Origin of the sequence: Pseudoalteromonas sp. XMcav1-K, from assembly GCF_044005875.1 — a bacterium.
GTDB lineage: Bacteria > Pseudomonadota > Gammaproteobacteria > Enterobacterales > Alteromonadaceae > Pseudoalteromonas > Pseudoalteromonas spongiae.
This window is the reverse complement of sequence record NZ_JBIPJE010000044.1, coordinates 1-24,163: the sequence shown is the minus strand read 5'-3', so window position 1 is coordinate 24,163 and position 24,163 is coordinate 1. Positions and strand designations below refer to the sequence as shown.

The window sequence follows — 24,163 nt, the reverse complement described above, 5'->3', positions numbered from 1 at the left end:
GAGATAACTCTATGGGCATTAAATACAAAATACTACTGATATTGCTGCTACTTGGGTTTGTTACTCACACTATAATTACGTCTGTTTATTATTTTAACTCTCAGCGGTTAGTGAAAAATCTTGCAACTTATCATTTGTTGTCTATTGCAAATATTCAGTATCAACGCATGAGTTCGTTTATTGACAGTAACTTTGAAAAACTAAATTTGGTTAAAAGTCGCACCCAGCTCCGTATTTCGTTGTCTAACTATTTAACCAATAAAGATGCGCAAGAGTTGAAACTGGTGCAACGCATTATTACGGATGCGATCGCGCAAACATCATCAATTAAAGATATTTTTATTCTAGATATCGATGGCAAAGTGTTGACTGCGAGTAACCCGGCCAAGCAATACCTAGATTTTTCTAACAAGCCCTTTTACTTACAAGGAAAACAAAGTCGTGCGGTTGACGTATTGCTCGGTGAGCGAGAAAGCGATGTGCCTGCTATTGTGTTCGCAGCTCCATTAATTTTAACAGGCGAAACAATAGGCGTTGTAGTTATGTCGGTAGACACTCACAGCTTAAATGAATTTTTACGTGATTACACAGGGCTTGGAAAAACAGGCGAGGTGATTATGGCGACGCGTTCTGCGGATAAAAATATCTTGTTTTTTACACCGCTTCGCTTCGAAAGCCATCCGCAGTTATTTGAAAAATCTAGCAGTGCAGCAATATTTATGGACCGTAAGTATAGAGATAAAAGCGATCAGCTAATAATGACAGAAGATTATCGCAACAAGCCTGTATTTGCGGTAAGTCGACAGATGGATGAATTAGATATCGCGATTATTGTAAAAATGGATCAGCAAGAAGTGCGGGGTCTCAATGATGAGCTGCAGCAATTGATTATTTATCTCATTATATTACTTGTTTTTGTTGTGTTGCTAGCATCACTTTTTTTGGCGAAAAAAATTACTCAGCCAGTGTTATCAATTACCGAGGTTGCCGTAATGATAAGTGAAGGGGATCTAGCTAAACGGATAGAGTTTTTTTCAGATGATGAGTTGGGAAAGCTAGCACAAGCTTTAAACAAAATGGCGGACAGACTCATTAACAGCAATTTAATTTTAGAGCAAAAAGTAAAAGCAAAAACCTCTGAATTACAAGATGCAAACACCCAGCTGCAAAAAATAGCGCAAACTGATGTTTTAACTGGGCTTAAAAATCGTCGATATTTTGATAACTACGTAAATACAGAATGGGTTCGAAGCGCGAGAGCAGGCATAGAGGTTTCAGTATTGTTAATCGATATAGACTTTTTTAAATCGGTTAACGATAGTCAAGGGCATAACGTGGGAGATGAGTATTTAATTAAAGTTGCACAGACATTAAATGAGCGAATAAGTCGTACTGGGGACCTTGTTGCACGATATGGTGGAGAGGAATTCGCGGCTCTGCTTATAGGAGCAAATAAAGAACAAGCAACAACAGTAGCCAACGAAATATGTAAGATGGTCGAAGCTTTAGCCCTTCCTAATGCGCTTTCTAAAGTCAGTAAATATGTTACTGTTAGTATTGGTTTATGTGCAACAAGTTCAACAAGCAAAGTAGATTATATAAGTTGTTTAAAGGCTGCTGATGAACAGCTATACAAAGCAAAACATGCGGGTAGAAATCAAGTTTGCGCTACTTCTATTGATAATACAATTGCCGATTGATTTGATTAAGATAAAAACTGACATGTGAAAAATTGAAAGTTACCGTTTTGATAACTGTGTCTAACCTGATACTAAGTAGACAATTAATAAGGTTTATTTTTTGTTGAGGATATTCCTAAAAACTTGTTAGCAAATACTTTAATAATGCGTTTAACTCTAACAATATAAAGTTAAAACGCATTAGTTTTATTTTTTATTTACGCTTGATTAAGCAAAAATGCTTCTTACCACGCTGAATTAGCCAATGATTATCAGTCAATGGTAAACCTAATTGGATATCGTCTGATGTTATTTTTGATCCATTTACACTAATCGCTTTATCTTTAATTAGCTCTTTTGCAACACGCTTTGATTTAGCTAACTTTGATTCCACCAGCAATTCGATAATGTCTTGCTGAGAGCTTTCGATACTTGGAAGGCCATCTAACTCAAGTTGTTTTAGATCACTATAACTCAGTTTGGCTATGTTACCTGTGAAGAGGGCTCTTGAAATACGCTCAGCGCTGAGTACTCCAAGGTCGCCGTGAACAAAGCGGGTCATATGTTGCGCAAGAATTTTTTGTGCCTTAGGTTTATTGTTACAGGCTTTATCCTTAACCGCTATCAGGTCGATTTCATCACAGGACAAAAAAGTATAGAACCTAAGTAAGTTGTAAACATCAGAATCGTCCACGGATAACCAGAACCGGTAAAACATGTATGGAGATGTTTTGTTCGGATCAAGCCATATTGTACCGGATTCTGTTTTTCCAAATTTAGTACCGTCAGATTTAGTTATTAACGGTAGAGTGAAACCAAACGCTTGTTTGTCATTTAGACGGCGTGTCAGGTCAATACCACTTACAATATTACCCCATTGATCATTTCCTCCAATTTGTATACTACAACCATACTTTCTATTAAGAACCGTAAAATCAAAGGACTGAAGCAACCCGTAACTAAATTCTGTAAAGGAAATACCTTGGTCAGGTCTTAGCAGTCGTTGCTTAACAGATTCGCGCTTGAGCATATTGTTGAGTGAGAAATGTTTACCTACCTCACGGAAAAATCAATGACATTAACTTCTTTCATCCAATCTTCATTATTGAGGATGAGCATGGGCTTAGTTAGATGGGGCGTAAGTACACACTCAATTTGAGTCATGAGTTCTTGGGCCCAATCACTTACTACTTCTTTCGCATTCAAACTGCGTTCTATAGTTTTGAAACTTGGGTCGCCAATCATGCCTGTTGCACCACCAACAAGAGCAATTACTCGATGTCCGGCATCTTGAAAACGTTTGAGTAAAACGAGTGGAACTAAATGCCCGATATGTAGACTACTTGCGGTGGCATCAAAACCGCAATAAACAGTTTGTGACTGGCTAAGATGCTTCTGTATTTGCGCCAAATCGCTAGCTTGAGTAATTAATCCGCGTGTTTGTAGTTCCTGTAAAAGTGTCATCTATAACGTCTTATTTTTATAAATTAGTGATGTACAGATTACGAATTCAAGCTTAAACGCGATATATCCCTAAAGGGATAATGGCTCAATTTAGTGGATAATAATGTGATTGAGAAAGATTTGGAAAAGTTCACTGAGAGATGTCACTCTAAGTTGCGCGTAGATACGTTTACGGTGGTTTTTTACCGTTCCTTCGGCAATGCCTAATTGTTTTGCTATCTCTTTAGTATCAAGCCCTTGTAAGATTAAACGGGCAATTTGCTTTTCTCTAGTTGAAAGTAAATCTTTGCCAAAAGAGTGTAGGGCTTCTCGTATAAACTCTCGTCTATTGTCTGTGTAAGACTCAGGTATAATGACTTGCTCAGCAAGCAAGAATTCAGTTTGTTTCCAATGTTGCTTACATAGAGATTGAATGATTGTAAAGTACGACTCTAACGTCTTGACGTTTAACAACGAAAATGAACTTCCTGCATGAATGCGACCTAAAAAGATAACGACCCAGCGTGTTGCTTCAACATTAATGAGAATACTTAGCTCATCTTTCCAGCCTGTTTGTAGGTAAAATTTATTGCTGTATGTTTGAAATCCCAGCTCCCATTTAACAACGTCTTTTAATGCAAAAACACCTTGTTGTTTGTTATTGCTGAACATTTTGTAGAAAGGAGTATCTTGAAAAGCACGAGTGAGGTAATGATAGAAAAGTAACTCACGATTACTTTCAATTGAATCGTAAAGGTATATAGGGTGTTTTCCTTCACGTAGACCCAAAATTACGGCGCAGTCATAATCAATTATGGAACCGACTAGGTTCATTAGTTTAGATGCAAAACTCAGTGATTTAAGAGAGGAAATAGAGTCAGCAAGTAGATTATTAAATTCTGATTGAGGCATATCGCGTTTTATTAACAATAGGGCGTTTTAACATAGCGTATTTACCTAAATTGCTCAAAGCGGAGTAAGAATCGTTAATTATTAATAAACTTACATACTCAACTATTCTCTACTTAACCAAACCTTCATTGCTTAGCTATTTTTTGGCTCAAAATGAAGTGTTTTCGCCCAGATAAAATAAGTACTAAGAATAACACTAAAGAACTTAAATTTTTACTTGTTGTTCATTGTCACACTGTAAAAAAATATTATTTCATTAAATCTGCTATGATACTCATGTCTTGAATGCCAGCTTCTTTCATTGCTTCTTGTAATGCTCTAACTGCATCAAAACGAGCAATCTCAAGAGAGTTTAAATGGCTTTGATGGCCATCCAATGTTGCTTGTTTTACTTCTTCACTTTCATAATCTGCACTTTTGGCCTCAATTAGTGTTTGTTCTGCTACTTTGATTTGTTCAACGATGCGCTCAATTGCTTTGATCATTTGTTGAATATGTTCAGGTAATTCAGATTTTTTATCACTTTCAGGGTTATTACTTTCTTTTAATTTTTTAAATGCTTCTGTTGAGATTGATACCTGAACATCGCTATTTTCTTCGTCAGCTTGTTTGTTTTCAGCACTATCAATGTTGTTATCCGGATTTGTTTTTTGTGAGGTAGTAGTATGAATACTACTGATGCTAGAAATGCTCATTACTGTCCTTGGTTAATTAATAAAGCAAAGAGATTTAGGCCATACGCGATAGATGTCGGCTGATTTTTAAATTAGTTAAGTATTTTTTATCTCCAAGGTAAACAACAGTACACTATTTTGTTTTTAATCCGTTTAATTTACAGATGATAGCATAGACGTTAGGCTGTTAAGAATCACACTCAAATAATTTGATTTTCAACTATAAAGAGCGGGTTTCATGTCAGAATTTACAATTCGTCCTATGTTGGCTGATGAGCTAAAAATCGCCATTGATTGGGCTGCAAGAGAAGGTTGGAACCCAGGTTTAAACGATGCTGAGCTGTTTTATTTGGCAGATCCCAATGGCTTTTTTGTTGGAGAGTTAAATGGTGAAATTGTCGCAGTTGGCAGTGCGGTCACTTATGATCACACGTATGCGTTTTGTGGCTTGTATATTGTTGCACCTGAGCATCGAGGTAAGGGTTATGGTTTAACTCTGACCAAACACCGCTTAACATATTGCGGCGATCGAAATGTTGGCATTGATGGTGTGCTGGAAAATGTCGAGATATACAAGCGCATCGGTTACGTGCCTTATTATCAGAATAAACGCTTTCAAAAATTAGCCAATGCGACAACTCGTTCGGCGCAGGTTGTTGATATTAAAAAAGAACATCTTCCTCATATTTTAACTTACGATAAGCCATGTTTTGGTGCTACGCGTGAGCAATTTCTAGCTGCGTGGTTATTACAACCTCAGGGTAAGTCTGTATGCTTTTTACAAAACGGTGAAATTAAAGGTTATGCAGTCAGGCGCAAGTGTCAGGAAGGTTATAAAGTAGGGCCGCTTTTTGCTGATTCGCCAGATATTGCATTATCGCTTTTTCAGGCGTTGCAGGTGGATATTCAAGGGGAACAGATTATTTTAGATGTGCCCGAAAACAACCCACAGGCAATCTCTTTAGCTGAATCGGAACGCATGGATGTAGTGTTTGCCACAATGCGCATGTATCAAAAAACAATACCCGCTACCGCACGTGATAAAATTTATGGCATTACCACCTTTGAGTTGGGTTAACATGCAAAAAACAAATAAGCCTTTTATGATGAAATGGTTGTTTGCTATTTAAATAGTATCGCTGGTCTATTTGGAAACTAATACCTTCATCCATAATCATTAGAGGGTTATCCCCAGAAAAGGTGTGTAAAGCTGTTTAAAAGTACTATTTTATCATTTAAATCATGGTGCTAGGTGAGCTAATACTTTTGTTATAAATAACTAAAAGTTACCCCTTTGTAGCAAATCGGTATATATTATTTGCGCCGCTTTAGGCTAGCGTAAACGTAAAGCGGCGCACACAGTCTATTTTAACGAAAGACTTCTACCAACGCGTGTTTCACTGCGCGCACGAATATAACGAGCATCGTTTACATCTTTGATGTGGTTAATTGCATGCCAAGTGCCTTGTTTATCTTGCACCTCAATTGCAAAGCCAGGGTAAGGCGTAAATGCATCTAGCTTGCCGTTATTAACCGCTGCTGCAACGGTTGGTACGCGATAAAATACTCCTTGCTTTTCTAACTTTGCAATTTCTTTTAAGCCAACCAACGCGGCGAAGCGCTGCCAATCAGTATCCCTTTCGGCTTGTTTTTGTGCCGTAAACACACCGCTTTGCTTATCATAGATACGCCCTTTTTCAGCGTAGCTAAGTTGCCAGTCGGCTTTGTGCCAAGCGCGTTCAGCTAGCGCCAATAAGCGCGGATAAAGCATGTATTCGGCTTGGTTATCTGAACGTAACATTTCGCTCCATAAATGGCCTTGCAAGCCTTTAAATTGAATACCTTGGTTTAGACGCGCTTGGTTATCATCAGCGCGATATGCGAGGTGCTCTTTGGTTTGCCAAATTTCTGCGTGAGCAGGTAAGTTTTCGGGCATAAAGCCAAACACTTTATAACCGTCAATGGCACGTGCCGCCCAATGATTGCCGCGCTCTTCAGGGTGGCTTTGGTAAGGGAAATCAAAGTAGGTAACTTCGGGTGTAGAAAGTACCATATCCCAGCCTAAATTGGCTTGCTGGTGTACTTCCTTGTAGCCACCCTCGGTGATCATCGACCAGCCGTTCGACTGTACCTTTGACGGCATATTCTGTGGATTAGTATCACCTAAACCATCATTCCAAGCCGCTACTTTTATCCCTTTGCTGGCGACTAATTGCGATACTTTTTCAATAAAGTAGCCGTTAAATGAGGTTAGCTCAGGTGTGCTGGCTTTAAGGGCGTTACATGCCGGGCTATTAAGCCACGCACCGGCCGTTTCGTCCGCACCAATATGATAAGTGGCAAGCTCTACACCAACTTCGTGGTGCATCGCGATAAGTTCATCAATCACTTTTTCAATAAAAGTATAAGTGCTTGGCAAACAAACATTGAGAGTGTTGTCGTTATAATGCTGAATTGATGAGTATTGGGTGGTGTCATTTGCTTCACTTAACCAGTACTGCTCGGCTTTTTGTTGCTCGCCCACTTGCATGTATTTTCTGTAACGCGCATCCATGGCTTTTACCGCAGCGCGTGAATGCCCTGGCATATCCAGCGATGGAATGACTTCAATATGGTTAAGCGCAGCAAATTTTAAAATCTCTTGGTAGTCTGCTTTGCTATAAAAGCCATTAACTGGGCTCGATTTGTCGATACCTGCGCCTAATTGTGGCAATAAACATTCGCTTTCAGTTAAGTCAAAACAGCGATATGCGCCGACCTCGGTCAGCTCTGGTAAGTCGTTAACGGCTAAGCGCCAACCTTCATCGTCGGCTAAATGGAGGTGCAATTTATTGAGTTTGTAGGCCGCCATTTGTGACAAGGTATCTAAGATAAACTGTTTACTACGGAAATTTCGTGCCACATCAATATGCAAACCTCTAAATTCAAAATGCGGTTCATCAACTATGGTAAGGCTTGGTACGCTTAAATTATCCAGGCTGACTAAGCCCGCAATCGACATTAGTGCGTAAAATGCACCGGTGTTGCTGCTCGCTGTGATGGTAATGGCATTGGGCGCTAGGGTTAACTGATAGGCCTCATTGGCGAGTGTATTATCAATGTTAAGTTGTGTTGGAATGCCTGTTTTGGAATGGCCAATACCGAACAGTTCAAGGCGCGTTAACGCCGCAGACAGCGCGTTATTGTTGGCAAGCTCAGGTGACAGGTTTAGCCCCTTGCTGAGCTTTACAAGATTATCGGCTGAATTAATGTTAAGGCGACTTGGTTTCGGGATTAAACTCACTGGCGCCGTGTTAAGGCTCGGTTTTAACTGCGTTTGATAGAGATATTGTGGCGACATCCACGGCGTTTGGTCTTGTTTGCTTACGCGTAACTGCGCAAGTGAGGTAAATGGCGCAAGGTAGGGCTGGCGCTCAAGACCGGTTTCAGGATCTATGCGAGTATGGGTGCTTTTAATCTTGCGTGCAGTTACCTTATCGCTCGCAGCTCTATCGCTAATAATGTAGTTTGGCATAAATTCGGAACGGGTAATTTGCGAATCTTTGCTGTAAAAATGGATCACCTCTGGGGTATTTTTAGTAAACCCTTTAAAGTGTTTTTTTGCGGAAATTTTGTGAACGTCGCCGTTGATATGGCTAATATCAAAGTGCGGTGATTCCACAGCATAAATTGGCATCAATTGGCTAAAAAATATGGCAAAGTTGGTGTCTTTAAGGTCACTTGGGTTGGTCAGTGTTAACTCAGATAAGTAACACTTTTTTTCATCGCCTGGGCAACTTTTGGGGCTGGCACTAATTAAGCGATAGTTAACATCAAGCTCGTTGGCAAGCGTATCGATGGTGTGTTGGTTGGCATTGACAAGCTTCGGTGTTACTACACATAAAACAGAAAGGGCTAATAACTTATTCACCTGTTGCTACCTCTTCTAAAAAAAGCTGATAAGCGCCAAACAGCGCAGTATTTGTATCTTGGGTGTAATGAATTTGCAGTGCGCTATAAACGCTTTGCGGCAGTTGCTTAAGTAATGCTTGCTGTAACGCATCAATAAACAGTGGGGCACTTTTGGCGATTGCACCGCCAAACACCACTTTTTCAGGGTTAAACGCTTGCACTACTTGTACTAGTGCGTGGCCTAAATGCTTACCTAGTTCGGCAAACACCGCCAGTGCGCGGTTATCACCTGCTTGTGCTTGCTGATAAGTGGCAGCGCCATCTAAACCTTGTTTTTTAAAGAACTGGCTTGAACAATAGTCTTCGATAATGCCGTCTAAATAGGGGAAACTACCAAACTCGCCAGCGGCAGATTGTTTGCCGGTATAAAGGCGGCCATTCAAGATTAAGCCCGCGCCAAGGCCTGTGCCTAAGGTGACACCGACTAAATTTTCATAACCCTGATAGGCTTCGCTCTTATAAATGCCATAGGTAAAACAATTGGCATCGTTATGCACTAAAACAGGCCGAGCAAAGCGCGCTTCAAGCAGCGTTTTAAGCGCCACATTTTGCCAGTGTTTAATATTGAGCACCTCAATAACAAAGCCGCTATCACTCTCGACTAAGCCTGGCACACCAATGCAAATGCCACGGCATGCCTTTGTTACAAAGGGGGCTAAATTATTAAATAAAAACGCGTTAAAGTCGTCTTTACTTAAGCTCGCATCAATTGGCAAGGTATGCGATTTAATAATCTTGCCATCTGCAATGTTTGCGATGGCAAGTTTAGTGCCGCCTAAGTCAACACAGGTAATAAACGGGGTATTGCAACTAGTCATTACTGCTCTCTTAATCTACTGCGATACGTTTTTTATTAAATTGAATGGTGTGATTTTTAATCAGCGGCTTAGCCCAAATACTAACGCTGAAAATAAAGCCCAGTGGAATAAACAACACTAACAGTGCTACACGTAAATCGTCTGAAAACTCTGCGATAAAGCCAATAATCGGCGATGCTAACGCACCACCTATAATGCCAGTACATAAAATACCAGACACTGCACTGTGACCGTTTGCAACCGAATTTAGCGCAAGTGAGAACAGTACAGACCACATAATTGATAAAAAGAAGCCTGCTGCTGGAAACGCCACAAGCGCAACTTGCTTGCTGCCAAAAATAGCGCAAGCAAGTGACGCTGCAGCACCCAGAGAAAACAGTTTTAGCACTAATTTAGCGTCGAGCACTTTTAACAGCACTAACCCTAATACACAGCCAATGGTTAAAAATAACCAAAACTGACTGACCACTTCAGTGCCTTGGGTATTGGGATCAAGTCCGTGGTAAGTCTCTAAAAAGACCGAAATCGAGTTCGCAATGCCTTGCTCTAAACCGACATAACAGGCAATTGCAATAAAAAACAGTAATACGGTTTTGTCTTTAAAAAGTGCTAACGAATCGGCAAGGTTGCTGTTCTGTTGTTGCTGAGGCTCGCGCGCGATTGGAGTAATAAAAGTAATGGCCAACATCACTAAGCTAATAACCGCAAATAGCGCATACATAATTAGCCACGCTTTATTTGGTTCAGTGAAGGCCGCAAGTAGTTGCCCAGTTGGTGTACCATTTTCAATGTGGCTAACCAGAGTGCTGTACACTAATGGTGATAATGCCGCTGCTGCACCAAATAATAATTGAGCCGATACAGAATAAGCGGCAAAGTTTTGCTCGCCACCGGCGCGTCGAAGCAGCGGATTAATCGCTACTTGTAGTAGTGCCATCGCACTGCCAATGGTAAACAGCGCAAACATTGCCATAGCAAAATTAGGCAATAATACAAATAATATAGCGCCGAGTGCCGCCAACGCAAACGCCAGTAAAATAACAAATTTTTCCCCTTTTTTTTGTGCGATTAGTCCCGCTGGGATTGACATTAAGCCGTATGCGGCAAAAAAGGCAAAGGGGAAAAATCCAGCTAACATCAGACCAATTTGATAGCTTTCAATCAGTGCGGGAAAAATAGGGCCGAGTAGGTTTGAAACAAACGAAATCACAAAAAAGGTGATTAAGACTAAGAGCACGACGGGATAGGCTTTCATGATTATTTCCTGTTTATTATTGGCTTTATTCGTTTATTAGTATTTTTCGTTCGCCAAGAGCGTATGGGTGAGGCTGCGACAAAAACAAGGGGATTGCCACAGCCTCGCGCTTACATGTCCTGTAAGGTGATTTCTTAGGGGGAAATACCGAGTAGACTGTAAACGTTATCTAGTGTGCCAAGATAAAGAAATAGATAGCGGTATTTTTCTATTTATTAATAATACTTTTCAATCAAGCTAACAGCTGTTTTCGATCATTTCAGGCGTGATTTTGACTTTTGATGGAGCGTTAATTGAATGCGCCCATCACCGCTGAAATGTTGTAAGTTTTGAGAGTTTTTTGAGATAAGCGGATCTACTTATTGTAAATATCGAATCAAATTACTCCAAACAAAACAGGAGCTGAAGCCGGTATCACAGCATTTAGGTTATTTTAAACCACTTTAATAAGTAACCCGTTAATTTTATAGGTACATACTTGTTCGACTTTTAGCGAATAGTCTGAAATACAACTTAACGATAAAATTGAAAAGTATCGTTACTTGATAGAATAGTATCTTTTGTTATGCACGATTCTGTTGAAATGGTTTGTAGTAATTGAATTAAGTTAGTTATTAAATTATGCGTGCATTTTGCGAAAAGGTGATAACGCCTACCGATGCGTCATGGCGGTATCATAAATACCTGATGCCATATCTGCCGTTCAGTTGGCACTACCATCCTGAATATGAAATTTGCCTAACATTAAACAGTAAAGGTATGCGCCATATTGGCGATCATATTGAGGAATATGGTGAGCTAGATTTGGTTTTTGTCGGGCCTAATTTACCGCACACATGGCAATCTGAAGCAAACCAAGATGGCTCAGAGCAAATCGTGTATGTAGCGCAAATTCCCGTAAAATGGCTTGATAAGCTAGCGCGTGACCATAAAGAATTGCAAGGCTTACTGCCAATGTTAGCGCGTTCGCTAAAAGGCATTAAGTATTCAAAAGAATGCGCAATTGAAGCAAAAGCGTTATTTGAAGCTATGGATAATGCGGGGGCAACTCAGCGTTTGTTTTTATTACTCGATTTGCTAGATAAAATGCAGCACGACGTCGAACAAGTTACTTTATCAACCCCAATGTTCGCATTTGGTAAGCAGATGGAACAAGATAACGGCAAACTTAACCAAGTGATTGAGTTTATATACCAACACTACACAGATAATTTATACGCCGATCAACTTGCAGAACTGGCGCATATGTCAACCAACCACTTTCATCGCTATTTTAAACAGCGCACCGAATGCACGCTCACTGAGTTTATTAATCGTTTACGCATTGGTAAAGCGTGCAAGCTGTTGGTGACCAGTTCATCACCCATTTCGGTGATCAGCGACCAATGCGGTTTTAATAACGTGTCTAACTTTAATCGTCGTTTTCTGGCGTTTAAAGGATGTACGCCGCGTAAGTTTCGTCAACAACTCATTAACCACAACTTAATTAATTGAAATTGTTAGTTTTTGCAACAGCCCATGTATTTGAAAGATAAAAGGGCACGTGCGTGCCCTTTGGTTTGTTAACTTAGTGGAATAAGGCTGAATTACAGCCCATCGTTACTAAAAACCAGGGGAGGTGTGTAAATACAGGCACAGTTAAACCACTTCACCGAAATCACGAATTGTTAGCACATAAGGTGTTTAGCAATATAACTGCGCTAACTGAATTGGCATTATTTTAGACAAAAACACTGTATCAGATTGATATTTACTTTAAGTGAATTGATAATTATTCTCAATAGTGTTTGTTGATCTGTAACAAATAAACTTCATCTACCGAGAAACTATTTATCGCTAACTAACAAAGCGTTATATTAAACAAAATTGTTTTTAAGACATTTCAATGATTGAATTTTGTAGTTATAAATTAGTGCCAGCTAGCTTTAACCCTTGGCGAGAAGAATTTTTAACCGTCGCAACGCATATTATGCAACGCCTTGATGATCCTCGTTTTACCTTTTTACATTTTGGCTCGTCATCATTTTATGTTGCCGGCAAGGGCATCATTGATATTTCTATTTTATATCAACCAGGTGAATTGGAATCGGCAGTCGAATACATCAAGCAGTTTGGCTTTGTTGACCAACACAGTAATAAGCCTTTTCCAGCAACACGCCCGCGTAAAGACATAGGCGTTAAATATAATGGTGAAGTGTTTAATGTGCATTTACATGTTATTGAACACAATAGCGAAGAGCATTTAAAACAAGTCGCTTACAAACAACATATGCTCGAAAATCCAGAAGATAGAGCTGCTTATGAAGCAAAAAAGAAAGCGGTACTAGCTGAAGGTAATACCGTTCAAGATGACTACGGCAAAGCAAAATCGCCTTTTGTGAAAGGCGTATTGGCACGTTTAGCGTAAATCAGTCAGTTTTTATCTAACTGTTTTAAATTTTATTAGGAAGTTTCAGATAAAGAATGCCGGCAATGTAGCCTTGCCGGCATTAAGATCACTTTAATGGGAAACCAAAGTGAAAGCGTTAAACCGATAAGCGTATTTTTTTGTTTAAATATAAAATATGCGCTTATTAATGGTCGTGTTCGTGCTCTTCTTCTTCAAACGCGCCTAACCAAGTTAGGTTGCCAATACCATCTTCAAAGGTTGTAACTTCATCAACTGTTTGATGTTCTATATCAATTTGATACACGGTATTGCCGTACGCTAGGTAAACGTGATTATTTGCTTTATTTGCAATAAGCTTAGCGCTTTTTTCAGCATCTAGTTCCGTAATCGCGGCGAAACGTGCGACACTTTGCCACTGCGATTCTTGGTTATACACATTAATATAGCCAGCTTCGTCTAATACGACGATTGATTCTTCATCACCGCTAACACCGTACGCTAAGTAGCTAGTAATACCTTCAGCTTGCCATTGGAATGGGCTAATTTCATCTGTTGTTAAATCAACAGCAAATACGCCCCCGCGTGATAAGCCGATAATCGTGTTGTTTTCCTTGCTACCAATAAATTTACCAATGCGCACTCCGACTGGTAATTCTTCTGGGTTAGTGATTTTGCTAGACGTGAATAACTCACCTTCTTGTTTTACTTTTACAACGCCGTCATTACACGCAAACGCGATATAGTCTTCAGTTTGGAAACTACCGTGAAGATCAGGGCACGCGTGTTCAAATGTTTGTTCTTGGTGGAAGTGATCGTTATGTACTTCAAATAAACCAATTGTTTCAGGTAACGATGTTTCACTGTTTACATCACGAATAGTGGCAAGTACGAAGCCATCACGAATTTGTCCTGTACCGTGTTGATAGGTTTCATAATGGTGTTCAGCAACAATGCGGCTTTCAGTAATACTTTCGTCAGAAATAATTGCAAACCCGGCATCTGCAGATGCGTCTTTATCACCGTCAAAAAATACCAATGCTTGCTCACCAACAGGCACATAGTGCGTTGGTTTTACATCGAGTAATTCAAACGAGTTAGCAGATGGGGCATCTTCATGCAGATCATGATGATCGCCGTGTTCTTCTAAATAAATACCGCCATCAATAAATTCAACTAGATTATCGTTACGCTGAATCGCTACCGCGTAGCGACCATTAGGGCTGGCATAAAGTGCAGATACAGTGTTAGTAACAGAAAATGTGTCAATGACTTGATTGCTGGTTAAATCATAAATACTAACTTGATTTGAATCGGGAGAGTTAATCGCTAAGCGACCCGCAGGTAATTCAAGTTCTGGGTGAGGCTCAGAAGGTTGATCTACAACCGGCGTATTGTCAATTACGGTGTGCTTGTCTGAACCGCAGGCGCTCAGTAGGGAAACCAAAATAGCACTTGCAAGCGCTTTACGTATCATCTTTTTATCCTTGTAATGTTATATAGTAACACTGATATTATGTTATACTATAACAATTAAATGCAAGTGTTATTTGGTATCAGACCTGAATATGAAACAGTACGACTGTCTAAATTTAATAGTAGAAGGTTATGTATATAGTTATAGGGCGCAGTGACTACAGAGTTTAAGGCGAATTTTCTTATTACAATTTTAATGCAGAGAAAACTAAAGCTGATATCAGTAACAATAATCGATAGTAGTGCTGCGTTATCCAAAACTGAATCTGTTTACCTCTTAACATAGCGAGATTGTAAATAATTTAAGGTACAAGAGAGCGTAAACTAAACGATGTGCTTATGGAAAAAGCGGGAATAACAGAGGGTGTTTCAGCCTTAAAATAGCCTAGGTTTTCCTTTTAACTCGGTAATAAGTAATAGAGGTTGCACCCTTTTACCAACAAGTACATTTTAAAGATAAAAAAAAGGCGCTCATTTGAGCGCCAAACACGGAACCGTTAAAAGCGAAACTAGGCTTCGTGGCGCTTGTATAAAGCAATTATTGCCAGCGCAACAAATGCTAAAATAAAGCAATAGTAAGAGCTAGTTGCAACATCCCAGGGTGTAATATGGAAAGTAGCGCCAAGTAATAGTGCTTGTGCACCGTATGGCAAACTACCTTGCATTACACAAGCGAAAATATCGAGTAAACTTGCCGAGCGTTTAGCCGGAATATTGCCGTCTTCAGCAAGCTTTTTCGCAATTGGGCCTGCGACTATAATTGATACTGTGTTGTTCGCAATGCATAAATTGGAAGTAAGTACTAACGCAGCAATGCCAAACTGGTCGGCTACTTTACGATTCCATTTAGCAATAACAGCAGTGCCTTTTTGAATTTTGTGGGCGATGTAATCAAGGCCACCATTTACACGAATAAACTCAGACAGGCCGCCAATAAACATCGACAACAAGAAAATTTCTTGCATGCCTTTAAAGCCCTCGTAAATGTCTTTAACAAATTGACCACCTTGGTAGTCACCAGTAAAGCCCATTAAACCGGCAAACACAATGCCACTAAACAACACGACAAAGACATTCAAGCCTGCGACCGCAAGTACCAAAATAAATGCATAAGGTAATACTAATAATAAGTCGTAATCCTTAACATCGATGATTTCAGGTTCAGGTGTTAAAAAGGCTAACAGTAATACGGTTAACGCAGCGGCGGGTAAGGCAATTTTTAAGTTCTCGCGGAATTTATCTTTCATTTCACAGCCTTGCGTGCGCGTAGCGGCAATCGTGGTATCTGAAATAATTGATAAGTTGTCGCCAAACATTGCACCTGACACCACCGTACCGGCAACAAGCGCAGGATCAAGCCCCGTTTTAACTGAGAGTGCATAGGCAATAGGGCCAATGGCACCTATGGTACCCATTGATGTACCCATTGCCGTTGACACCACTGCTGAGATTAAAAATAAGCCTGGCAATAAAAACGCAGGAGGCACTAAATCAAGGCCTGCGTTTACCACAGCATCAACACCACCAGTCGCGCCTGCAACTGTTGAAAACGCACCAGCAAGCAGATAAATCAAACACATAGTGATAATGTTGTTGTGGCCCGCACCCTTTATAAAGGTCTCTACCGATTCGTTAATAGTTTTTTTATTGAGTAAAAACGCCAGTAAAATTGCAGGTAAAATCGCTACAGGCGCTGGTAATTGATAAAACGCATAATCAACGCCTTGCGACTGCAAATATAAACCCGCCCCTAAAAATAGGCCGACAAATGTAAGTAACGGCAGCAACGAGAGTTTTGCTGCGGTTTTGTTAATGTGCGTATCCATAAAAACCTCAAACGGAAACTTTGTAAGTTATTGCTAACAACCGGCAATAACCGAAATTTCTTCTTCTTATTCAGTTCTATTTGTTCCATGTTTTGTGCGTGAGCGCAAGTTTTAAGCGATATTGGCAAAAAAATAGAGTGAATAAAAATGGATGTGCGAATGTATAGATGTCTAGATGTTTTGTCAAATTGAACTTGTTATAATTGGCAAAGGAATAAAACTAATAGCTAAAAAATGCTAAGGTCGGCTTTCTTTAATGGGTAATATCAAACAAACTTTATCCGAGATTATGAAAGCGTCAGGTTTAACGCATTTAACCGAACAAAAGTAGAGAAAATTATGATAAACATCGCAGTGTTTGGGGCGAATGGCCGAATGGGCCGCGCACTTTGTGAAGCAAGCATCAACAATGAGTCAACAGAATTAGTATGTGCCGCAGTGCGCGCTAACAATGAATTACTGGGACAAGCCGTTAAGCATTTTATTAACCAAGGCAACAGCACAGTTACCTTTAGTGATGAAACGAGTGTAAGCGCTGGCACTGACGTAATTATTGATTTCACACTACCAATAGGCATGAAAAAACACTTAGCCTACGCGGTGGCACATAATATTCCAATGGTAATTGGCACGACCGGTTTAACCGCGGATGATATGGCGGAGCTTGAATCTGCTGCAAAATCAATCCCAATTGTTTTTTCTCGCAATTACTCAGTAGGAATCAATTTACTTGAGAACCTGGTTAAAACTGCGGCAAAAACCTTGGCAGACGATATTGATATCGAAATTTTCGAACTGCACCACAAACACAAAATTGATGCGCCGTCTGGCACGGCATTAATGATTGGTGAAGCCATTGCTGAGGCAAAAGGCTGGCAACACGATGAAGTCGCGGTTTTTGACCGTTCAAAAGATGAGCAGGCGAAAAGTCAAAAAGAAATTGGCTATTCTGTGATGCGTGGCGGCGATATAGTTGGTGAACATACGGCTTATTTTGCGGCTGACGGCGAAAGACTCGAACTTACTCATAAAGCAAGCTCTCGAATGACCTTTGCTAAAGGCGCTGTAAGGGCTGCAGCTTGGTTATATAATAAACCAGTTGGACTTTATACTATGCAAGATGTGCTTGGTTTTAGGTAGATAACTGAATTTTTTGGCAGGTTAAAGTAAATTTTCTGTTAAACACGTTATTTTTAATTTTTTCTGATTTTTTATTAGACCTTTTTTCAGATTTCATCTAAAATACTTGGAATTTGCCAAAATTTTATAATCTAGCGCTTTCTCTAGGGCGTTAGGTCGATTGAACGGGTTGAATTTTACGCAAATTTTGCCCGTTTTTTACTGTTAGGAGGTCAACTTGTCTAAATCCGCTCTGTTAGTCCTTGAAGACGGCACGGTATTTCGCGGTACTGCCATTGGTGCTGAGGGTATCTCAGTTGGTGAAGTAGTTTTTAATACTTCAATGACTGGATATCAAGAAATTTTAACCGATCCATCTTACGCTGAACAAATTGTTACTTTAACTTACCCACATATCGGTAACACAGGTACCAATAGCGAAGATGAAGAAGCTTCAAAAATTTGGGCTAAAGGCCTAGTTATTCGCGACCTTCCGCTGCTTGCAAGCAACTTCCGTAATGAGCAATCGTTAGATGAGTATCTTAAATCACGCAACATCCTAGGTATTGCTGATATTGATACGCGTAAGCTAACTCGTATTTTACGTGACAAAGGCGCACAAAACGGCTGTATCATCGCAGGTGATGTTGATGAAGCAAAAGCACTTGAAGCGGCAAAAGCATTCCCAGGCCTTAAAGGTATGGACCTTGCTAAAGTAGTGTGTACAAAAGAACAGTACACTTGGAACGAAACAAGTTGGACGTTAGGCGAAGGGTTTAAAACTCTGAGCGATGAAGATGCAAAATTCCACGTTGTGGCATACGACTTCGGTGTAAAACGTAACATTTTACGTATGTTAGTTGACCGCGGTTGTAAGTTAACTGTTGTACCAGCACAAACCCCTGCTGCTGACGTACTTGCACTTAACCCTGATGGCATCTTCTTATCAAATGGCCCTGGTGACCCAGCGCCGTGTATTTATGCAATTGAAGCAATTAAAACTTTCCTTGAAACAGATACACCAATTTTTGGTATTTGTTTAGGTCATCAGTTACTTGCTCTTGCTTCAGGCGCGCAGACAGTAAAAATGAAATTTGGTCACCACGGTGGTAACCACCCGGTTAAAGACCTAGACCGCGATGTGGTAATGATCACTGCGCAAAACCACGGTTTCGCGGCAGACCAAGACACACTTCCTGAAAATTTACGTGCAACGCACGTTTCATTATTCGACGGCACATTACAAGGTATTCACCGCACTGATAAGCCAGCGTTTAGCTTCCAAGGTCACCCTGAAGCAAGCCCAGGTCCTCACGATGCAGCACCGTTATTTGACCATTTCATCGACTTAATGCAAGAACGTAAATAATTAGGACTGAGACTAAAATGCCAAAACGTAATGACATAAAAAGTATTTTAATTTTAGGTGCAGGTCCGATTGTTATCGGTCAGGCATGTGAATTCGATTATTCAGGCGCACAGGCGTGTAAAGCACTAAGAGAAGAAGGTTACCGCGTAATCTTAGTAAACTCTAACCCTGCTACTATCATGACTGACCCAGAAATGGCTGATGCAACTTACATCGAGCCAATTCACTGGGAAGTAGTTGAGCGCATCATCGAAAAAGAAAAGCCAGATGCAGTACTACCGACTATGGGTGGTCAAACTGCACTTAACTGTGCACTTGATTTAGATAAGCACGGCGTACTTGCAAAGCACGGCGTTGAGCTAATCGGTGCAACTGCAGATGCAATCGACAAAGCAGAAAACCGTGAGCGTTTTGATGCAGCGATGAAGGCGATTGGCCTTGAGTGTCCTCGCGCAGAAATCGCACACTCAATGGATGAAGCACGTGACACGCTAACGCGTATTGGCTTCCCATGTATTATTCGTCCTTCTTTCACTATGGGTGGTACCGGTGGTGGTGTTGCTTACAACATGGAAGAGTTCGAAGAGATCTGTACCCGTGGTCTTGACCTTTCACCTACAAGCGAACTTCTTATTGATGAAAGCTTACTAGGTTGGAAAGAATACGAGATGGAAGTTGTTCGTGACAAAAACGACAACTGTATCATCGTATGTTCTATCGAGAACTTCGACCCTATGGGTGTTCACACAGGTGATTCAATCACGGTAGCTCCAGCACAAACACTAACAGACAAAGAATACCAGCTAATGCGTAACGCATCGATGGCGGTTCTTCGTGAAATCGGTGTTGAAACAGGTGGTTCAAACGTACAGTTTGGTGTAAACCCAGCTGATGGCCGTATGGTTATCATCGAAATGAACCCACGTGTATCACGTTCATCTGCACTTGCATCAAAAGCAACAGGTTTCCCAATTGCAAAAATCGCTGCAAAATTAGCAGTAGGTTACACGCTAGACGAGCTTCAAAACGATATCACGGGTGGCGCAACACCTGCATCGTTCGAGCCGTCAATCGACTACGTTGTAACTAAGATCCCGCGTTTCAACTTCGAAAAATTCGCAGGTTCTAACGACCGTCTAACGACTCAGATGAAGTCTGTTGGTGAAGTTATGGCGATTGGCCGTAACCAACAAGAATCATTACACAAAGCACTTCGCGGCTTAGAAGTTGGCGCAACGGGTTTCAACCCAATCGTTGCGCTTGACGACCCGAACGCGAAAGAAAAAATCGTACGTGAATTACGTGAGCCAGGTGCAGAGCGTATTTGGTATGTTGCTGATGCAATGCGTCACGGTATGAGCGTTGAAGATGTATTCGAACTGACTAAGATTGACCGTTGGTACTTAGTACAAATCGAAGATATCATTAAAGACGAAGCAAAAATCGTTGAAGGCGGCATGGCTGGTCTTAACAAAGACTTCCTACGCAGCTTAAAGCGTAAAGGTTTTGCGGATGCACGTATCGCTGAACTACTTGGTGTTAGCGAAGCTGAAGTACGTAAAAAGCGTCACACGCTTGAAGTATTACCAGTTTACAAGCGCGTAGATACCTGTGCGGCAGAATTTAGCTCAGACACAGCTTACATGTACTCATCGTACGATGAAGAGTGTGAAGCGAACCCGTCTGACAAAGACAAAATTATGGTTATCGGCGGTGGCCCTAACCGTATCGGTCAAGGTATTGAATTCGATTACTGTTGTGTACACGCAGCCCTTGCAATGCGTGAAGACGGTTATGAAACGATTATGGTTAACTGTAACCCTGAAACGGTTTCTACCGACTACGACACATCAGATCGTTTATTCTTCGAGCCAATCACGCTAGAAGACGTATTAGAAATCGTACGTGTTGAAAAGCCAAAAGGCGTAATCGTGCAGTACGGTGGTCAAACACCACTTAAGCTTGCCCGTGAACTTGAAGCGAACGGCGTGCCAATCATTGGTACTTCGCCAGATGCAATCGACCGTGCAGAAGACCGTGAACGCTTCCAGCAAATGGTTGAGCGTTTAGACCTTCTTCAGCCTGAAAACGCAACGGTTACTTCTTTAGAAGAAGCAGTCGCTAAGTCTCAAGAAATCGGTTTCCCACTAGTTGTGCGTCCTTCATACGTACTTGGTGGTCGTGCGATGGAAATTGTATACGACGAAGACGATTTACGTCGTTACATGACAGAAGCGGTACAAGCGTCTAACGAAGCGCCAGTACTTCTTGACCGCTTCTTAGATGACGCAATCGAAATCGACGTAGATGCTATCTGTGACGGTGAGCAAGTGATCATCGGTGGTATCATGGAACACATCGAACAAGCAGGTGTTCACTCAGGTGACTCAGCATGTTCACTACCAGCATACTCACTAAGCCCTGAAATCCAAGACCGCATGCGTGACCAAGTAACTCGCATGGCATTAGAACTTGGCGTTGTTGGCTTAATGAATACTCAGTTTGCTGTTAAAGATGGCGAAGTATACTTAATTGAAGTAAACCCACGTGCTGCACGTACTGTTCCTTTTGTGTCAAAAGCAACAGGTGTTGCACTTGCTAAAGTAGCTGCACGTTGTATGGCGGGTCAGTCTCTTGCAAGCCAAGGCGTAACGAAAGAAATCATTCCTCCATACTACAGCGTAAAAGAAGTAGTACTTCCGTTCGCTAAATTCCCTGGCGTTGACCCAATGCGTGGTCCTGAAATGCGTTCAACAGGTGAAGTTATGGGTGTGGGTGACACATTCGCTGACGCATTTGCTAAAGCACAGCTTGGTGCAGGTAACGTAATGCCACGTGGTGGTCGTGCGCTACTATCTGTTCGTAACAGCGATAAAAAGCGTATTGTTGAATTAGCGCGTACCATGCGTGATTTAGGCTTTGAGCTTGACGCAACTGGCGGCACAGCAAAAGCACTTGAAGATGCAGGCATTGAAGCGCGTCGTGTAAACAAAGTTTACGAAGGTCGTCCTCATATTCTTGACCGTATCAAGAATGGTGAGTACAGCTACATTGTAAACACCACTGAAGGTCGTCAAGCGATTGAAGACTCTAAAGTACTTCGTCGTGGTGCTCTGCAAGGTAAAGTAAACTACACAACAACGCTTAATGCCGCATTTGCTAACTGTAAAGCACATGCTGCTGATGACCGTTCAACGGTATCGTCGGTACAAGAGCTACACAAGCGTGTAAATTAATTGCCCCGTCTATATTTTTTGATATAGACTAAGACAATTAAAGTAGAAATGATAAAAAGCCCGGTTAATCCGGGCTTTTATTGTGAAAGAGTTCTAGGAAGAATAATGCAACAAACACCAATGACAGTACGTGGTGAACAATTACTGCGTGACGAGTTAAATGAATTAAAAACGGTACGCCGTCCTAAAATTGTCGCTGATATTGCAGAAGCGCGTGAACACGGTGACCTAAAAGAAAATGCTGAATACCACGCAGCGCGTGAAGAGCAAGGTTTTTGTGAAGGCCGTATTCAAGAGATTGAAGCAAAACTATCAACGGTTCAAATTATTGACGTTACTAAAATGCAAAATAACGGCAAAGTGATTTTCGGTGCAACCGTTACTATCGTTAACGTTGATACTGACGAAGAAACGACTTATCGCATCGTTGGTGATGATGAAGCAGACATTAAAAATAATCTGATTTCATTTAACTCACCAATTGCCCGTGGATTAATCGGTAAAGAAATCGATGATGCAGTAACAATCAAAACCCCAAATGGTGCGGTTGAGTACGAAATCACAGAAGTAGAATACATCTAACTTATAAAAGCTCGGTTATTACCGAGCTTTTTTGTTTTAGCGTTATGAAAATACATTTCCTGTTTTGCTTGCTACTTTTAACGCCATTTATGGCTGTTAAAGCCCAGTACACGCCCCAGTTTGATAATGAATGCACCCGCGCGTTTAACGATGCGGATTATATAAACGCGCGCTATAAATGTGCCGAATTAGCAGAAGATGATAACGCAGAAGCAAATTTTATCTTGGCAACCTTGTACGCTAAAGGACAAGGAGTCGTTAAAAACAAACAAAAAGCACTCGAATATTTAACCCTTGCCGATGAACAAGGTCACGCGGAGGCAACGTTTAATCTCGCGCTTACGTTTGAACTTGGAAAAGTAGTTGGCGTTGATGTTGAAAAGCGTAAGCGCCTGGCGTTTGATTATTATTTGAAAGCAGCGCGTAATGGCTCGATTAATGCGCAGCGTAAATTGGCGAGTCGCTATAGCAATGAGACGAGTGTTGTTTATCAACCGGAGAAAGCAGCCCAGTGGTTAACTGCGGCTGTTGAACAGGGTGATAATAAAGCCAAATTAGAATTAGGCGCGCTTTATTTGAAAGGCGAGGGCGTTTCTAAAGATCAAGCACGGGGCTTGGCACTTATCAAAGGATCTGCTGATGCAGGATATGATAAAGCGCAATTTATTTATGCCACACTGATTTTTAAAACTGAGCCCCAAAAAAGTATTGGTTATTACCAAAGTGCCGCCAAACAAGGCAATGGTTTTGCAGCGCATAACTTGGCTTCGTTACACTTTAATGGCGAATACCTAGCGCAAGATAAAAACAAAGCCCATGAATACGCGCTAATGGCCCTTAAGCAAGGTGTGCCTCAAGCGGAAATGTTCCTTATTAACGAGCACAGCAATCAATCTGCCGCAGCACATCAAACCAGCACTCGTTCGCACAATGCATTGACCTTTGAGCCACCACAACCAAGTCAAAATTTAAGTGGGTTTGTTTTACAGTTTGGTAAATATGCAGAACGTGAAAATGCATTAAGAGTGGCGCAACAGCTTGAGTGTAAGGTTGTTGAAATGGCAGGTTTTTATTACGCCATTAACTTTGATTTTGCGACATATGCCGCGGCTAAAAAACGCGCTCAGCAGTTAGTGCAAACGTATAATATTGCGATGCCTTATATTCGTGTTGCAAGTGACTTTAATTTTGCAGCAAAATTCTAGGGTCTGTTGATCTTTCAAGTTCGTTTTTGCAGCAGTTTGATTGGGTTTTATACAAGGCAGAGGCTGCGTGGCATAGTTATTCTATGTGAGCCAGCCGATAACACTGTAGAAAAGCCAATCAAGCGCTGCCGAACGGTTCTTTTGAGCGCACTTTTCTCATTGTTGCTCGATATTCGCTTAGATTACTAGGCCACACATCGAGCGCCGCGATAAAAGCACGCTCAAACAGAAC

Annotated in this window: 16 protein-coding genes and 1 pseudogene; 9 read left to right on the top strand and 8 right to left on the bottom strand. The window is 41.0% G+C overall.

What is annotated here, in order from left to right:
• The first annotated feature begins 11 nt into the window (after nt 1-11).
• Nucleotides 12-1,700 (top strand): diguanylate cyclase, encoded by a 1,689-nt coding sequence (locus ACHSBP_RS12480; RefSeq protein ID WP_010558835.1) that lies wholly within the window; start codon nt 12-14, stop codon nt 1,698-1,700.
• A 193-nt stretch (nt 1,701-1,893) separates the two neighbouring features.
• On the opposite strand, the pseudogene tyrS reads toward ACHSBP_RS12480, so the two are convergent.
• The 3 genes and pseudogenes from tyrS to ACHSBP_RS12465 form a co-directional block, all read right to left on the bottom strand.
• Nucleotides 1,894-3,143 (bottom strand): annotated as a pseudogene (gene tyrS / locus ACHSBP_RS12475) (tyrosine--tRNA ligase).
• A gap of 90 nt (nt 3,144-3,233) precedes the next feature.
• On the bottom strand, nt 3,234-4,034 hold the full coding sequence (locus ACHSBP_RS12470) for a LuxR C-terminal-related transcriptional regulator (protein WP_010558836.1): 801 nt from the start codon (nt 4,032-4,034) through the stop codon (nt 3,234-3,236).
• Nucleotides 4,035-4,282: 248 nt separating this feature from the next.
• A complete protein-coding gene (locus ACHSBP_RS12465) occupies nt 4,283-4,729 on the bottom strand; it encodes a hypothetical protein (RefSeq protein WP_010558837.1) in 447 nt (148 codons plus the stop codon).
• A gap of 217 nt (nt 4,730-4,946) precedes the next feature.
• Here ACHSBP_RS12465 and ACHSBP_RS12460 point away from each other — a divergent pair, with 217 nt between their 5' ends.
• Nucleotides 4,947-5,786: a GNAT family N-acetyltransferase gene (locus ACHSBP_RS12460; protein ID WP_010558838.1), complete on the top strand. Its 840-nt coding sequence runs from the start codon at nt 4,947-4,949 to the stop codon at nt 5,784-5,786.
• Between the two features lie 285 nt (nt 5,787-6,071).
• On the opposite strand, the gene ACHSBP_RS12455 is transcribed toward ACHSBP_RS12460, so the two are convergent.
• The 3 genes from ACHSBP_RS12455 to ACHSBP_RS12445 are packed head-to-tail and all read right to left on the bottom strand — an operon-like array spanning nt 6,072 to nt 10,732.
• Nucleotides 6,072-8,618: a family 20 glycosylhydrolase gene (locus tag ACHSBP_RS12455; protein WP_010558839.1), complete on the bottom strand. Its 2,547-nt coding sequence runs from the start codon at nt 8,616-8,618 to the stop codon at nt 6,072-6,074.
• On the bottom strand, nt 8,611-9,477 hold the full coding sequence (locus ACHSBP_RS12450) for an ROK family protein (protein ID WP_010558840.1): 867 nt from the start codon (nt 9,475-9,477) through the stop codon (nt 8,611-8,613). The genes ACHSBP_RS12455 and ACHSBP_RS12450 overlap by 8 nt, the downstream gene beginning before the upstream one ends.
• Before the next feature lie 10 nt (nt 9,478-9,487).
• A complete protein-coding gene (locus tag ACHSBP_RS12445) occupies nt 9,488-10,732 on the bottom strand; it encodes an MFS transporter (RefSeq protein ID WP_395388991.1) in 1,245 nt (414 codons plus the stop codon).
• Between the two features lie 621 nt (nt 10,733-11,353).
• Here ACHSBP_RS12445 and ACHSBP_RS12440 point away from each other — a divergent pair.
• Both ACHSBP_RS12440 and ACHSBP_RS12435 read left to right on the top strand, forming a co-directional pair.
• Complete coding sequence (locus ACHSBP_RS12440) at nt 11,354-12,226, top strand: AraC family transcriptional regulator (RefSeq protein ID WP_010558842.1); 873 nt, start codon at nt 11,354-11,356, stop codon at nt 12,224-12,226.
• Between the two features lie 391 nt (nt 12,227-12,617).
• The gene (locus ACHSBP_RS12435; protein WP_395388990.1) at nt 12,618-13,139 is read left to right on the top strand and encodes a GrpB family protein; all 522 of its coding nucleotides are present in this window, start codon (nt 12,618-12,620) and stop codon (nt 13,137-13,139) included.
• A 166-nt stretch (nt 13,140-13,305) separates the two neighbouring features.
• Here the strand turns inward: ACHSBP_RS12435 and ACHSBP_RS12430 are convergent, their stop codons facing one another.
• Complete coding sequence (locus ACHSBP_RS12430) at nt 13,306-14,595, bottom strand: hypothetical protein (protein WP_395388989.1); 1,290 nt, start codon at nt 14,593-14,595, stop codon at nt 13,306-13,308.
• Between the two features lie 508 nt (nt 14,596-15,103).
• Nucleotides 15,104-16,420: a Na+/H+ antiporter NhaC family protein gene (locus ACHSBP_RS12425; protein ID WP_395388988.1), complete on the bottom strand. Its 1,317-nt coding sequence runs from the start codon at nt 16,418-16,420 to the stop codon at nt 15,104-15,106.
• Nucleotides 16,421-16,759: 339 nt separating this feature from the next.
• On the opposite strand from ACHSBP_RS12425, the gene dapB reads away from it, so the two are divergent.
• The 5 genes from dapB to ACHSBP_RS12400 all read left to right on the top strand — a co-directional run bounded on the left by dapB (nt 16,760) and on the right by ACHSBP_RS12400 (nt 23,931).
• A complete protein-coding gene (gene dapB, locus ACHSBP_RS12420) occupies nt 16,760-17,560 on the top strand; it encodes a 4-hydroxy-tetrahydrodipicolinate reductase (protein WP_395388986.1) in 801 nt (266 codons plus the stop codon).
• Between the two features lie 217 nt (nt 17,561-17,777).
• Nucleotides 17,778-18,908 carry a glutamine-hydrolyzing carbamoyl-phosphate synthase small subunit gene (gene carA / locus ACHSBP_RS12415; protein ID WP_010558847.1) on the top strand — a complete coding sequence of 377 codons (1,131 nt, stop codon included), beginning with the start codon at nt 17,778-17,780 and terminating at the stop codon, nt 18,906-18,908.
• A gap of 17 nt (nt 18,909-18,925) precedes the next feature.
• Nucleotides 18,926-22,144 carry a carbamoyl-phosphate synthase large subunit gene (carB, locus tag ACHSBP_RS12410; protein WP_395388985.1) on the top strand — a complete coding sequence of 1,073 codons (3,219 nt, stop codon included), beginning with the start codon at nt 18,926-18,928 and terminating at the stop codon, nt 22,142-22,144.
• A 105-nt stretch (nt 22,145-22,249) separates the two neighbouring features.
• A complete protein-coding gene (greA, locus tag ACHSBP_RS12405) occupies nt 22,250-22,726 on the top strand; it encodes a transcription elongation factor GreA (protein ID WP_010558849.1) in 477 nt (158 codons plus the stop codon).
• An 89-nt stretch (nt 22,727-22,815) separates the two neighbouring features.
• On the top strand, nt 22,816-23,931 hold the full coding sequence (locus tag ACHSBP_RS12400; RefSeq protein WP_395388984.1) for a tetratricopeptide repeat protein: 1,116 nt from the start codon (nt 22,816-22,818) through the stop codon (nt 23,929-23,931).
• Nucleotides 23,932-24,163 lie beyond the last annotated feature (232 nt).

Bases quoted from the DNA above. Each gene is read 5' to 3' on its own strand.
- ACHSBP_RS12480 (WP_010558835.1), top strand. From the start codon at position 12: ATGGGCATTAAATACAAAATACTACTGATATTGCTGCTACTTGGGTTT.
- ACHSBP_RS12470 (WP_010558836.1), bottom strand. From the start codon at position 4,034: ATGCCTCAATCAGAATTTAATAATCTACTTGCTGACTCTATTTCCTCT.
- ACHSBP_RS12465 (WP_010558837.1), bottom strand. From the start codon at position 4,729: ATGAGCATTTCTAGCATCAGTAGTATTCATACTACTACCTCACAAAAA.
- ACHSBP_RS12460 (WP_010558838.1), top strand. From the start codon at position 4,947: ATGTCAGAATTTACAATTCGTCCTATGTTGGCTGATGAGCTAAAAATC.
- ACHSBP_RS12450 (WP_010558840.1), bottom strand. From the start codon at position 9,477: ATGACTAGTTGCAATACCCCGTTTATTACCTGTGTTGACTTAGGCGGC.
- ACHSBP_RS12445 (WP_395388991.1), bottom strand. From the start codon at position 10,732: ATGAAAGCCTATCCCGTCGTGCTCTTAGTCTTAATCACCTTTTTTGTG.
- ACHSBP_RS12440 (WP_010558842.1), top strand. From the start codon at position 11,354: ATGCGTGCATTTTGCGAAAAGGTGATAACGCCTACCGATGCGTCATGG.
- ACHSBP_RS12435 (WP_395388990.1), top strand. From the start codon at position 12,618: ATGATTGAATTTTGTAGTTATAAATTAGTGCCAGCTAGCTTTAACCCT.
- ACHSBP_RS12430 (WP_395388989.1), bottom strand. From the start codon at position 14,595: ATGATACGTAAAGCGCTTGCAAGTGCTATTTTGGTTTCCCTACTGAGC.
- ACHSBP_RS12425 (WP_395388988.1), bottom strand. From the start codon at position 16,420: ATGGATACGCACATTAACAAAACCGCAGCAAAACTCTCGTTGCTGCCG.
- dapB (WP_395388986.1), top strand. From the start codon at position 16,760: ATGATAAACATCGCAGTGTTTGGGGCGAATGGCCGAATGGGCCGCGCA.
- carB (WP_395388985.1), top strand. From the start codon at position 18,926: ATGCCAAAACGTAATGACATAAAAAGTATTTTAATTTTAGGTGCAGGT.
- greA (WP_010558849.1), top strand. From the start codon at position 22,250: ATGCAACAAACACCAATGACAGTACGTGGTGAACAATTACTGCGTGAC.
- ACHSBP_RS12400 (WP_395388984.1), top strand. From the start codon at position 22,816: ATGGCTGTTAAAGCCCAGTACACGCCCCAGTTTGATAATGAATGCACC.